The sequence below is a fragment of the Vibrio sp. CAU 1672 genome (assembly GCF_029223195.1).
Classification (GTDB): domain Bacteria; phylum Pseudomonadota; class Gammaproteobacteria; order Enterobacterales; family Vibrionaceae; genus Vibrio.
This window is the reverse complement of record NZ_JARHUF010000024.1, coordinates 1-13,243: the sequence shown is the minus strand read 5'-3', so window position 1 is coordinate 13,243 and position 13,243 is coordinate 1. Positions and strand designations below refer to the sequence as shown.

13 protein-coding genes are annotated in these 13,243 nt (G+C 49.1%); 5 read left to right on the top strand and 8 right to left on the bottom strand.

The window, feature by feature from the left end; translation table 11 throughout:
- Positions 1 to 13: 13 nt before the first annotated feature.
- Both dsbC and xerD read right to left on the bottom strand, forming a co-directional pair.
- Complete coding sequence (gene dsbC, locus P2G85_RS17370) at positions 14 to 796, bottom strand: bifunctional protein-disulfide isomerase/oxidoreductase DsbC (RefSeq protein ID WP_275865332.1); 783 nt, start codon at positions 794 to 796, stop codon at positions 14 to 16.
- 57 nt (positions 797 to 853) lie between these two features.
- Positions 854 to 1,771 (bottom strand): site-specific tyrosine recombinase XerD, encoded by a 918-nt coding sequence (xerD, locus tag P2G85_RS17365; protein ID WP_275865331.1) that lies wholly within the window; start codon positions 1,769 to 1,771, stop codon positions 854 to 856.
- Between the two features lie 157 nt (positions 1,772 to 1,928).
- Between xerD and fldB the strand changes: the two genes are divergently transcribed.
- Positions 1,929 to 2,447, top strand: coding sequence for a flavodoxin FldB (gene fldB, locus P2G85_RS17360; protein ID WP_275865330.1), 519 nt, complete (start codon positions 1,929 to 1,931; stop codon positions 2,445 to 2,447).
- 77 nt (positions 2,448 to 2,524) lie between these two features.
- Here the strand turns inward: fldB and brnQ are convergent, their stop codons facing one another.
- Complete coding sequence (brnQ, locus tag P2G85_RS17355) at positions 2,525 to 3,838, bottom strand: branched-chain amino acid transport system II carrier protein (protein ID WP_275865329.1); 1,314 nt, start codon at positions 3,836 to 3,838, stop codon at positions 2,525 to 2,527.
- A gap of 328 nt (positions 3,839 to 4,166) precedes the next feature.
- Between brnQ and P2G85_RS17350 the strand changes: the two genes are divergently transcribed.
- Complete coding sequence (locus P2G85_RS17350; RefSeq protein ID WP_275865328.1) at positions 4,167 to 4,886, top strand: tRNA1(Val) (adenine(37)-N6)-methyltransferase; 720 nt, start codon at positions 4,167 to 4,169, stop codon at positions 4,884 to 4,886.
- Between the two features lie 104 nt (positions 4,887 to 4,990).
- Complete coding sequence (gene srmB, locus P2G85_RS17345; RefSeq protein ID WP_275865327.1) at positions 4,991 to 6,214, top strand: ATP-dependent RNA helicase SrmB; 1,224 nt, start codon at positions 4,991 to 4,993, stop codon at positions 6,212 to 6,214.
- Positions 6,215 to 6,309: 95 nt separating this feature from the next.
- Here the strand turns inward: srmB and yaaA are convergent, their stop codons facing one another.
- Both yaaA and P2G85_RS17335 read right to left on the bottom strand, forming a co-directional pair.
- On the bottom strand, positions 6,310 to 7,086 hold the full coding sequence (gene yaaA, locus P2G85_RS17340; RefSeq protein WP_275865326.1) for a peroxide stress protein YaaA: 777 nt from the start codon (positions 7,084 to 7,086) through the stop codon (positions 6,310 to 6,312).
- Between the two features lie 108 nt (positions 7,087 to 7,194).
- A complete protein-coding gene (locus P2G85_RS17335) occupies positions 7,195 to 8,631 on the bottom strand; it encodes a sodium:alanine symporter family protein (protein ID WP_275865325.1) in 1,437 nt (478 codons plus the stop codon).
- 722 nt (positions 8,632 to 9,353) lie between these two features.
- Between P2G85_RS17335 and P2G85_RS17330 the strand changes: the two genes are divergently transcribed.
- Positions 9,354 to 9,539 carry a DUF3545 family protein gene (locus P2G85_RS17330; protein ID WP_275865324.1) on the top strand — a complete coding sequence of 62 codons (186 nt, stop codon included), beginning with the start codon at positions 9,354 to 9,356 and terminating at the stop codon, positions 9,537 to 9,539.
- A gap of 242 nt (positions 9,540 to 9,781) precedes the next feature.
- Here the strand turns inward: P2G85_RS17330 and P2G85_RS17325 are convergent, their stop codons facing one another.
- The 3 genes from P2G85_RS17325 to nfo form a co-directional block, all read right to left on the bottom strand.
- Positions 9,782 to 10,333 carry a hemerythrin domain-containing protein gene (locus P2G85_RS17325; protein ID WP_275865323.1) on the bottom strand — a complete coding sequence of 184 codons (552 nt, stop codon included), beginning with the start codon at positions 10,331 to 10,333 and terminating at the stop codon, positions 9,782 to 9,784.
- 129 nt (positions 10,334 to 10,462) lie between these two features.
- Positions 10,463 to 11,149: a uracil-DNA glycosylase gene (gene ung / locus P2G85_RS17320; protein ID WP_275865322.1), complete on the bottom strand. Its 687-nt coding sequence runs from the start codon at positions 11,147 to 11,149 to the stop codon at positions 10,463 to 10,465.
- A gap of 315 nt (positions 11,150 to 11,464) precedes the next feature.
- Positions 11,465 to 12,352, bottom strand: coding sequence for a deoxyribonuclease IV (nfo, locus tag P2G85_RS17315; protein WP_275865321.1), 888 nt, complete (start codon positions 12,350 to 12,352; stop codon positions 11,465 to 11,467).
- Positions 12,353 to 12,677: 325 nt separating this feature from the next.
- Between nfo and grcA the strand changes: the two genes are divergently transcribed.
- On the top strand, positions 12,678 to 13,055 hold the full coding sequence (gene grcA, locus P2G85_RS17310) for an autonomous glycyl radical cofactor GrcA (RefSeq protein ID WP_275865320.1): 378 nt from the start codon (positions 12,678 to 12,680) through the stop codon (positions 13,053 to 13,055).
- Positions 13,056 to 13,243: the final 188 nt, after the last annotated feature.

The following is a 13,243-nucleotide window of genomic DNA, read 5'->3' as shown; positions in this document are numbered from 1 at the left end:
TCCTTAAGGATAATTATTTTGCTAAACGTTGCAGTAGCTGTGCCGGCGGCAGATAGCCACCAACCATTTCGCCATTAGGCAAGAAGATCGCCGGCGTACCGGAAATGCCCAACTCACGGCCTAGGTTATACTGCGCCGATACCGTTTCCTGACACTGAGCCAGATCGTTTTGCGGGGCATCAAACGTACGATTGACCTTAGCATTGTGCATTGCAGCCTGCGGATCCGCGGCACACCAGACGGTCGCCATCTGCTCCGCCACCGGGCTGTTTGCCCCCTGGCGAGGGTACGCCATGTAACGCACTGTAATGCCTAAGTCGTTATAGCCCTGCATTTGGTTGTGTAAGCGAACACAGTAGCCACAGGTAACATCGGTGAACACTGTGACCACATATTTTTCATTCTCAGCCTTGTATTCGATCGCACTATCGGCAAACTTGGCAATCTTTTCAGCGTTAAGCGGTGCCTGCCGCTCCGCCAGTACGTCTTTATAACCGCCGCTATCATCTAAGGCATACAGGGTACCGGCAATAAAATGCTCACCATCATTGGAAGCAAACAGCACCCCGCCGTTGGTTTGAATCTCAACCAAACCCGCCACATCCGACGCTTTCACGTCGTTGACCGCCAGCCCCAGTTTGGCAAACTTGGCTTTTAATGCATCTTCATCAAAGCTTTGGGTTGATGCTACTGCAGGCTGTGCCGCAGTATGCGTTGTTGCCTGACTTTCCTCGACCCCACATGCGGCCACGAAAAAGGGTAAAGTCAGCAGTGTAATTCGGCGTAATACGCTCATTCCATTCACCTTAAAATAAAACCAGTTCATCTTGCCAAAGCAAAGCAGTAATCATCATTATGCCCTTGGGTGATGTTGACTGTGGATTTGCTTCAAACGTTCAGTCGCCACATGAGTATAAATTTGCGTGGTCGATAAGTCACTATGCCCCAAGAGCATCTGTACGACCCGAAGATCCGCCCCATAGTTCAATAAATGCGTTGCAAACGCATGGCGCAACACGTGCGGAGACAACTGTTCAGTGTCGATCCCCGCGATCACCGCATAATGTTTGATGCGGTGCCAAAAGGTTTGCCGGGTCATTTGCCGGGCACGCTTACTGGGAAACACGATATCCGACGTGGTCTCGCCCAACAGAGCAGACCGGCCTTGCTGAATAAAAGTTTCAATCCAGTCGATAGCACTTTCACCCATGGGTACCAAGCGTTCTTTGCCCCCTTTACCGGTCACGCGCACCACCCCCTGGCGCAGGCTAAGGTTCTCCATGGTTAAGCTGACCAGTTCCGTCACCCGCAGACCAGTCGCATACAACAGCTCCAGCATGGCTTTGTCGCGCAACTCAATCGGGTCGTTGGGATCAGGGGCCTCCAGCAGCGCATCGACTTGCTCTTCACTGATGTCTTTGGGTAAGCGTTGCGGCAGCTTAGGGCTGACCAGCAACGCGCTCGGATCATCCGCACGCACTTTCTCACGATGCAGATACTGAAACAGACGACGGATCGCAGACAACATGCGCGCACGCGATGTCTGTTTGTAGTCCCGATCCGCTAAATAAGTTTGGTACTCTTGCAGGCCAGACAGACTGATAAAATCAAGCCGGTAGCTGTGATGATCCATCCAGGTAAGCAGTTTCATCAAATCATTCCGATACGACGCCAGGGTATTTTCCGATAGCCCGCGCTCCATCCACATCGCATCAAGAAACTGCTCGACCAACCCGAAGTCCTGTTGATTGACAGACGATTGTGCCGTCATGCCCGCTCCCTTACATGTTGATTCATACAGTAGTGAGAGTAATCCAGCGTCGAAGTGAATGCCATAAAAAATCCACCCTTGGACAATATTCGCTGCAATCTTCCGCTAATTATGCTTAGATTCTGCCATCGAAAGACAATTTCAGACGATGAATATAATGAAAATCGGACTCTTTTACGGCTCAACCACCTGCTACACCGAAATGGCAGCAGAGAAAATTCGCGCGATCATCGGTGAAGACCTGGTCGATATTCACAATGTGAAAGAGACACCACTCTCGTTGATGGCTGACTACGACTTACTGCTGCTCGGTATCTCAACTTGGGATTTTGGTGAAATTCAAGAAGACTGGAGTGCGATCTGGCAAGACATCGCCACCACCCCGTTACAAGGCAAAGTCGTGGCACTGTTTGGCTTGGGCGATCAGGAAGGTTACGGCGAATGGTATTTGGACGCGATGGGGTTGCTGCACGACGAACTCAAAGCGACCGGCGCGACCTTCATTGGCTATTGGCCGAACCAGGGCTACGAATTCGAAGCCTCAAAAGCCCTCACCGCTGACGGTAGCCAGTTTGTCGGCTTGGCACTGGATGAAGATTCTCAGTATGAGTTAAGTGATGAGCGAATTCATAGCTGGTGTGAGCAAGTGTTAACCGAATACCACGATACGCTGTAATTATCACGATTCCAATCACAAAAAGCCCGGTGAGAAACTCACCGGGCTTTTTTAGTTCATCGATTCAGCCGTTTGGCTTAAGCGGCCGTTTCCGCCAGTGTTTGTTGCGGTGCTTTCGCGACAAAGAACATGCACGCAATAGCCACAGCCGTCGGCAGCAACCAGCCCATACCAATGCTGAATAATGGTAGCATATCAAAAGCAGATACATCCACGCCGGTCACTTTAGCGGCATCAATCAGAGCAAACAGCAGCGACACCAGCAGCACTACCCGGTAAGCAGCACGTGGATTAGGCAGTTTGCTGCGTACAAACGTCAGCGCCACCAAGGCAATCGCCACCGGATACAGGGCAAACAGCACCGGTACCGACAAGGAAATCAGTTGTGCCAGACCAACATTAGCCACAACCGCACATGCCACACCATTGATAACCACCCAGGTCTTGTAAGACACAGAGGTCTTTGAACTGAAGAAATCAGAACACGCAGAGATCAGGCCAATTGCCGTGGTTAAACAAGCCAGCAGTACAATCAGTGACAAAACGATTTGACCATATGGACCAAACAACGCTTGTACATATTGGCTCAAGACCGCACCACCGTTATCGGCACCAGGTGCAACCGCTGCACTGGTCGCCCCGAGGTAGAACAGGGAAATGTACACAAACGCCAAACCTGCGGCAGCAATACAGCCGGCCCAAATCAGGTATCTGGTCGTCGCACTGCGCTCAGTGATGCCCTTACTGCGCAACGCATCCACCATCAGCATACCAAACATCAGCGAAGCAAAGGTATCCATGGTGTTGTAGCCTTCGAGGAAGCCTTTGGTCAGAGGTTGGGTCAGGTACTCACCCTGAGCTGCCAGCATTTCGCCTTGTGGATCAACAAAAACCCCAATCGCCAGGATCATTAGCCCCATAAACAGAGCCGGAGTTAATACTTTACCGATCACATCGATCAACTTGCCCTGAGACCAGGCAAAAAACATCGCGACGGCAAAGAACAGTACAGAAAAACCGGTAAGGTGAGCTTGCGTCGCGTCAATGAAGAACGGTTTCACCGCCATTTCGTAAGCGACCAGACCAGTACGTGGCGCCGCAAAGGCAGGGCCAATAATGATAAAGATCAGCACCGCCATCAGCACTGCCGCTTTTTTCGGTAAGTCTTGCGTCAAATGATCCCAAGAGCCCCCCGCTACAGCAATAGCAACGATGGTAATAAGAGGTAAACCTACTGCTGTTAACAAGAATCCCAGCATCGCTGGCATCAGATTATCGCCGGCCAACTGACCAGCCAATGGTGGAAAGATAATGTTGCCGGCGCCTAAAAAGAATGCAAATAGCATAAAGCCGACTGCAATAATATCTGTTAATTTTAACGTCTGCTTCACAGATACCCCTTGTCTAATGTTTAATTAATGTTGTGTATGCTTTGATCACGTTTGCATAACCAAGCGCGTTGGATAATCGTGATTCAATCTAATAAATTTCGCCGCATAATGACGAAACACTCATCATTTAGCAACCTTTAAGAAAAAAACACCACATTAATTTATATAACAAGCAAAAAAGCAGTTGATATCTCTGGCTTTAGAAATATAGTCAGACTTTTTCACCAACTAAATGCACTTACACTTTTTTAACCAGCAACACAACAATCTAAACAATTCACAAACAATAGATAAAATCACTCCAAAGAAAGGTAAAGCAAAAACAATCATGAAGAGTAGCACGCCAACCACCAAGGGCTTTACATTTAAACAGTTTTCCATCGCTGCTGGTGACAGTGGGATGCCCGTCAGTACCGATGGTGTCCTGCTTGGCGCCTGGGCGGCCTGCCGGAGTGATGGTCAGATCCTCGATATTGGTACTGGTACCGGCTTATTGGCATTGATGTGTGCCCAGCGTTTTTGCCACGCTCACATTACCGCCCTGGATATCGAACCCACTGCCATCGCTGCCGCGCAGGACAATTTCGCCCAGTCGCCGTGGCCAGAGCGCCTGGCTCTCAAACACCGGGATGTGCAGAGTTATGCACCGCCGGTACGCTTCGATAGCATCGTTTGTAACCCGCCATATTTTAACTCCGGCGAGCAGGCTAAACAGACTCAGCGAGCCATCGCCCGCCATACCAGCAGCCTGCCGCATGATAAACTGCTGGAACAGTGCGCACGCCTGCTCACACCGGATGGCAGCGCAAGCTTCATTCTGCCCATTATCGAAGGGGAACGGTTCATCACCATGGCCACAAACACTGGTTGGCATCTGACCCGTCGCTGTCAGGTAAAGCCTTCGACAAAAAAACCGGTTCATCGGCTGCTGTTTGAACTGTCCCGCCAGGCACGCCCATTACAGGAAGAAAACCTCACCATTCATACTCAACATGGCTACAGTGAGGCGTTTATTCAGCTAACCCGCGGGTTTTACCTTAAGATGTGAAATAACATGTGATCCTTATCAAGGATCACTTTATACTATGCGGCCTTAATTTCTATGCTATGTTGGCAAACCATTAATCAAGCCTTGCTTGTGGAGAACTCATTGTGATCAGAACCTTTGCTGAACTGGATCTAGACCCAAACCTACTAGATGCTATTGAAGAGATCGGCTACGAACGCCCGACCAAAATTCAGGCAGAAGCAATTCCACAAGCGTTGGATGGTCGCGACATTCTGGCGTCCGCACCTACCGGCACTGGCAAAACCGCAGCTTTTGTCCTGCCCGCCCTGCAATACCTGCAAGACTTCCCACGCCGCAAACCGGGGCCGGCTCGGATCCTGATCCTGACTCCAACCCGTGAACTGGCGATGCAGGTTGCCGACCAGGCGCGCGCTCTGGCAAAGAACACCAAACTGAATATTTTCACCATCACCGGCGGAGTACAGTATCAGGAACACGCTGACATCCTGGCCACCACCCAGGATATTGTCGTGGCCACGCCGGGCCGCTTGAGAGAATACATCGACGCAGAACGCTTTGACTGCCGTGCAATCGAGTGGCTGATCCTCGACGAAGCGGATCGCATGCTGGACATGGGCTTTGCTCCTACGGTAGACCGCCTGTCAGCCGAATGTCGCTGGCGCAAGCAAACCTTGCTGTTTTCCGCCACCCTGGAAGGCAGGGGTGTAGAAGGCTTCACCGCAGATCTACTAAATCAGCCAGCTGAAATCGATGCAAAATCACCATTGCGTGAGCGTAAAAAGATCGCTCAGTGGTACCACCGCGCCGACGACGCCGAACACAAGCTTGCCCTGCTAAAGCACATCATTACCCAGCAAGCAGAGCGCAGCATCGTATTCCTCAAAACTCGTGAACGCCTGGCTGAGCTGCGTGCTCAACTCGAAAGCGCACAAATCCCCTGCGCGTGGATCCAGGGTGAAATGCCTCAGGACCGCCGTAACAATGCCATTTCCCGCTTCCGTGACGGTACGGTAAACGTGCTGCTGGCGACCGATGTGGCTGCACGTGGTATCGATCTGCCAGACGTATCCCACGTCATCAACTACGACTTACCTCGCACAGCGGATGTCTACCTGCACCGTATCGGCCGTACCGCCCGGGCCGGGAAGAAAGGCAACGCCATTTCACTGGTCGAGGCGCATGACCAGCCAATGATGGAGCGTGTGGCACGCTACGTGAAAGAAGACATCAAAGAGCGCTTTATTAAAGAAATGCGCCCGAAACACAAAAAGCCGGTGTTCAAAAAGAAAAAGAAAAAAGACGACAAGAAAAAAGCCACTAAAAAGAAAACCGCGAAGAAGAAATAACCCAGGCCGGATGTGGAATCCAGTTCATATAATCGGAAAAAGGGTTGGCATCGCCAACCCTTTTTTGTCTCTGTAGCACGGCACGACGTACAGCATCAATGTTGTTCTTCGCGCTTAAATACCAGTTCTGTCGGGGTCGACTCTTCTTCCACAAAGTAGTAACCCGCCGTGTTGAACCGGGTAAGCTCGGCCACGCTCTCAATACGATTTTCGATGATGTAACGCGCCATCATGCCACGCGCTTTTTTCGCATAGAAGCTGATCACCTTGTACTGACCGTTCTTACCGTCTTTGAAGACCGGTGTGACCACTTGTGCATCCAGAGACTTTGGCTTTACCGCTTTAAAGTACTCATTGGATGCCAGATTGATCAGCACATTATCCCCCTGAGCGGCAATCGCCTGATTCAGCTTGTCGGTTATGACCTCCCCCCAAAACTGGTACAGGTTGCTGCCTTTTTCATTCGCCAGTTTCGTGCCCATTTCCAGCCGATAAGGTTGCATCAAATCCAGCGGTTTCAGCACGCCATACAAGCCGGAAAGCATGCGCAGGTGCTGCTGCGCATAGTCAAAATCCGCAGCGCTGAAGGTTTCCGCCTGTAAGCCGGTATACACATCACCCTTAAAGGCCAGAATCGCCTGACGCGCGTTGTCTGTGGTACAGGTTTCACTCCACTCCTGGAATCGGCCCACGTTCAAATCCGCGATCTTGTCACTCACTTTCATCAGTGAAGCAACATCGGCCGGCGTAAGCTGGCGACACACGTCAATCAACTGCCTGGAATACGCCATCAATTCAGGCTGGGTGTACTTATCTGTGGCCAGCGGGGACTCATAATCGAGTGTCTTAGCAGGAGAAATAACTATAAGCATGACTTTCCCTTTTCTCGTTATATTTTTGTCTAGGGTACAAAAAAAGCCATGCATTGTCTGCATGGCTTTGGGTATTGCTTTAATTGTTCAATTCGATTAACGCAAACGTTAGTCGTTAATTTTATTGTTATCCCAAATGCCGTCTTCGAGTTGCGACTTCAGCTCAGGGAAATCATTCACATCAAATGTCGGCACCTTACCGGCATCGAGCTGACGGTTATAATCTTTGGCCAGCTTAATCACAATTCCTGACAACAGCAAAATTGCCACCAGGTTAACAATCGCCATTAAGCCCATCGACACATCCGCCATCGACCACACCACCGGTAATGAGGCCATTGAACCAAACATCACCATTCCCAGGAACACCAGGCGGAACACGTTCAGGCCGGCTTTATGATTGTGCTCGAGGAAGAGCAGGTTGGTTTCTGCGTACGAGTAGTTAGCAATGATCGAAGTAAAGGCAAAGAAGAAAATTGCCACCGCCACGAAAACAGCGCCCCAGTCACCCACTTGCGAGCTTAATGCACGCTGGGTCAGCTCAATCCCGGTCACTTCCGTCGCCTGACCGACGTACTCACCGGACATCAGGATGATGGCGACGGTCGCAGAACAGATCACAATCGTATCCATAAACACGCCCAGCATCTGCACGTAACCTTGTGAAGCCGGGTGTGGCGGATAAGGCGTCGCTGAAGCCGCGGCGTTCGGTGCCGAACCCATACCCGCTTCGTTTGAGAACAGGCCCCGTTTGATACCGTTGAGCATCGCCTGGGCAATCGCATAGCCCAAACCACCAGCTGCCGCTTCCTGAAAGCCAAACGCGCTCTTGAAGATCAGCGTCAGAACCGCGGGTAGTTTCTCAATATTGGCAAACATCACAAACATCGCCAGAGCCAGATACGCCAGCGCCATGATCGGAACGATCAGCTCAGCCACACGTGCGATCCGCTTAATACCACCAAAAATCACCACTGCCGACAACACAACAATAGCAATGCCCACGTAAAGGCTTTCCCAGCCAAAGGCATTCCCCATCGCATTGACAATTGAGTTGGCCTGTACGGCATTAAATACCAGACCAAATGCAATGAACAGGCAGATCGAGAACACTACGCCCATCCAGCGCATGCCCAGGCCTTTCTCCATGTAGTAAGCAGGGCCACCACGATAGTTACCGTCATCATCTTTGGTTTTATAGAGCTGCGCCAGGGTACTCTCGGCAAAAGATGTCGCCATCCCCAGCATGGCAATAAGCCACATCCAGAAAATTGCCCCCGGACCACCAGCGGTCAGCGCAACAGCAACCCCTGCCATATTACCCGTACCGACACGTGCAGCAAGGCTGGTACAAAGGGCTTGAAAAGAAGAAATACCGGCTTTGTCTGCTTTACGACTGTTCTTCAGCACCGAGAACATGTGGCCAAAATGACGGAATTGGATAAAACCCAGTCGAACCGTGAAGTAGATACCTACCCCGACCAAAAGATAAACCAGAATCGCCCCCCAAAGGAGATCATTCATCAAATTGATTAAGTCTGTCATGTGTACCTCAAAGTGAGTTGCGCCAGTCTGTGCTTCCCAGCCATCCACCAGATTGCCTGCCAAGTGTCAAAGGAGTGCTTGGCTTTCGAGTAGTGTTTTTGTGCAATCCAGAATCGTAAACGTCGCATCATGCATCCATTTTACGTACTAGCGTATTTTTTGACGGGGCGGATAATGCAACCTAGGCAAGCAAAAATCAATATGCAACCATTTGGGCACATTTGTTATTTTTCACTATAAAATCACCAAAAATTAACATATAAATCATAAACACTCGCCGAGCAGCGCAACATCCAACCAACAAAAACACCACATTCCAAGCCACTTTACCAGTAACAAAACCACATACGGTAAAAACAGGCCGAAGCCAACGGTTTCAAGGCATAACAGCATGTTCACCCAGATGAACGCGGCAGTACCGAGCAATTTTCAACCAAGCAACTGTTATGCAACCCCTGCAAGTCAAACCGGTACCAATTACCAACCTCGAATTAACATCCCCCACAGCACGATTTAATCGTTTTCTTTTGTTTAAGCGCTTATTTTTTACTCACCCCCCTGGCGCCCAAAGTGTGATTCTGAGGGAATATTTGCGCGAAAATGTCATGATAGCGACACAAATGAGAAATAAATCATAGTTATTCTCACGGTGATTGTGGTACTTAAAATGCTCCACAGGGACACGTTTTTAACCGTGATATGAGAGAAAGGTAAGGTGGCTTATGGAAGGCTTTCAACTGGATGACTTATTTGCTCTGGGCGCAGCATCAACAACCAAATCTCGCGCCAAACCCGTAAAACGCAAGTGGCGCGAAATAGAAGAAATGAACGACCGCCGCACTCTGCTTAAAGAGCTACGCGAGCTTGATGTGTGTAATGATTACACCCTTGATGACATTAAACTGTAATTGATACGAAAGGCACCGCGAAGGTGCCTTTTGTTTATTCACCGCCTGGTGTCACTGCCCGTGATGAACTGTAACATACGTTACAATTCGGCGATTCTCACCAAGTGAGAATAACCTTGCTTTTTAAACTATATTCAGCGGGTTCAAGAGACAAAAAAATTTTGTCGCTTTCTCAATATATAAGAAAGCGCCAAAATCAATCACGGCAGGCTATGAACTTAGCGTCTTTTGGCTCAGTCTGATCAGATGTATTCAAACTCACTCTGGCGGACGCGCTCTGCCAACTGTTTATAACGGTCAGCGATGGTATCACCAAAGACCGGGTCGTCCTCATTTTCTTCCCACTGACTTTCGACCGCCTGCCAATCTTCGGTGGTGAACAACTCTTCAATCAGCGGCAACACCTGACGCTCTTCTAACTCAAGGTGGCGTTTTTGCGAATCAATAAAGTCCGCCAGATGGCGGCTGAACACTTCTTGAGGCACCACCGCATCCTGTAAGATCATCTCGACCACACTGGCAAACTCTTTGGTTTTTTCCGCCAGCTCGATATGCTCTTGTTCCAGGTTCTCGATGGTTTTCTGTTGGCCATAATGCTCCAGAAAATAATGATAAAGAATGTCCTCTTTCGGGTGATGGATCTTTTCTGAATGACTGGACAAGTAGTCGACAATCTCACCAACCAATGAATAATTTATCGGACGCTCCTGTTCTATTTCGTTGAGCTTGTGGCGCAATATCGCCAGCAAACGAACCATGTATCCATGTTCGCGCCGAATTCTTTCGATCATCATAGCGTCTCTCCTTAACCTATAACTCTGCTAAGTTTATATGAGAAAAGGATACCCGGCCTCGACAGCGCTCAAAAAAGCCGCAAAACCTGATCAAAAACCACCCACTAAGTCATTGATTCTTTAATTGCCTCACACTTCAGCTACCAATGGTAAGTGCCAGTTAATCGCTTGTTTTCCTTGTTGTTGTAGCAGTAGATTCGCCTGGGAAAAATGCCCGCAGCCGAAAAAGCCCCGATGGGCTGACAACGGTGATGGATGAGGTGCGGTTAAAACATGGTGCTTGGTTCGATCAATAAAACGCCCCTTTTTTTGCGCGTGCGCGCCCCATAACAGGAACACCACCCCCTGCTGATGCTGGTTAATCAGCTCTATCACCCGATCAGTAAAGGTTTCCCAACCCGTTTTTGCATGCGAGTGCGCTTTTCCCTGCTCGACTGTCAGCACCGTATTAAGCAGCAACACGCCTTGTTCGGCCCAGCTCTGCAAATAACCATGCTGCGGGATCTGAAAGCCGTCAACATCCTGTGCCAGCTCCTTGTACATATTGACCAGTGAAGGGGGTGTTTTCACCCCCGGTAGAACGGAAAAGCACAAACCGTGGGCTTGGTTAGGTCCATGGTACGGATCCTGACCTAAAATCACCACTTTGACATCACTAAACTCGGTAAAGCGAAACGCATTAAACACATCTTGCGCCGGGGGGAATATGGCTTTGCCAGCGGCACGTTCAGACTCTACAAATTGCATTAATTCAATAAAGTAATCTTGCTTTTTCTCTTCGTCGAGAAGCTCGTGCCAAGTCAGGGAGTGATTCATGAAAATTCCTGTGTTTCGCGGTTGTAAGGCGGATATGAAGCGATATTCTAACCAGCTCAGCGGCAACAGACAAAAACTAACCTTTCAGAATTCAAAGTCAGCAACAGGGTCTCAATATCGTTGTGGGGTCCGATGATGCCCCTGACCTGAAATATGCCGGTTGGGTGCAGGAAAACGGGACGGGCGACTGGGATTCGCCGCGGGGGCAACAGGAACGGTTCTCGACATAGTGGCATCCTCCTCTCTATGGTATGCACTCAGCGGACAGCTGGTAATAAAACATAAGAAAGAAAGATGCCAACTTTCACCCGCCGGTTAAGTCGGCGTACCGGCAGCGCGATGGTAATGACGTAATGCCTCGATTTCCCGCCGCCAGATATCAGGATCAATTGTCTCTAAAATCAATGGCATAGAATCAAAACGCGGGTCTTTTGCAATATACTCAAAGCAACTCCAGCCGATAGTACCCTGGCCCAGCGAGTGATGACGATCCACTCTGCTGGAAAATTCCACTTTTGAATCATTCAGATGCATTGCCCGTAAATAGTGCATCCCGACGATGCGATCAAACTCCGCAAAGGTACGGTCACAATCTTCTGCGCTACGCAGATCATATCCGGCACTAAAAGTATGACAGGTGTCCAAACACACCCCTACCCGCGCTTTATCTTCGACCTGTTGAATGATCTCGGCTAAGTGCTCAAACTTCCAGCCTAAGTTAGTACCTTGTCCGGCGGTGTTCTCAATCACCGCAACTACTTCCGGGACAGCTTGGTGCGCCAGGTTGATCGACTCGGCGATAGTGGCAAGGCACGCCTGCTCTGATAGCTTGTTTAAATGACTTCCCGGGTGGAAGTTCAACATCGTCAGGCCAAGCTGATGGCAACGTTGCATTTCATCAATAAATGCCGCGCGGGATTTATTGAGCTTTTCTTCTTCCGGCGCACCTAAATTAATCAAGTACGAATCATGCGGCAGGATCTGCTCGGCGGCAAAGCCCAGCATCTTACAATTGGCTTTAAACGCTTTGATGGTACCGGCTTCCAGCGGTTTAGCCCGCCACTGGCGTTGGTTTTTGGTAAACAGGGCAAACGCATTGGCACCAATTTCACGGGCGCGTAAAGGCGCTTGTTCTACCCCACCCGCAGCCGAGACATGAGCGCCAATAAACTTGTTTCCAAACTGGTTTTTGATGTTTGTCATTAAATCACTTTTGACTTTCAGTATAACCACCCAAACACAGGCAGTTATGTTAACGAGGTTAAGTTTCCGCCTTTAAATGTAGTAAAATTACCACAAATTACACATTAAACTATTTTTGATGATATCAAATATATCGCAAAAATCATGTTTTATAAGCTTTTGTTGATTTAAAACAAAAAATTTACCTTCAAATAATTAAGGTTTTTAGTTGTAATTTGACCTAAATCAATATTATTATAGTGGATATTAGCTATATAATACTCAGCTCAACAAAATTTGAAAATTAACACCAATAAATGCCACACAAGTGGACTAGGAGAAAGTGATGATCCAAGGTATCCAAATTACTAAAGCAGCAAACGACGAACTACTGAACTCCATCTGGCTACTAGATAGCGAAAAAAATGAAGCACGTTGTGTTGCCGCAGTCTCTGGCTATGAAGCTGACCAAGTGATCGCCATCAGTGACCTGGGTGAATACGAAAGCCGCGAGGTTGCCATCGAAACCGCACCCCGCATCGAAGGCGGTCAGCACCTGAACGTCAACGTGCTTAAGCGTGAAACTCTGGAAGATGCCGTCGCGAACCCAGAAAAATACCCTCAACTGACCATTCGTGTTTCGGGTTACGCAGTACGCTTTAACTCATTAACTCCTGAACAGCAGCGTGATGTTATCGCACGTACTTTCACTGAGTCTCTGTAATCACGAACGATTCCGGCAGATATTAAAAAGCGGCGCTCAAGGAGCGCCGCTTTTTTTAATTCAACTGTTCCGTCCTAAATAAGGTTGACACTTTCCAACCCCAAAATTGGAGAGTGTTATGAAATCAACAAATAAAAGAACTCAGCGCGATTATTCCCTCGCTTTTAAACTCACCGTAGTGGATGAGG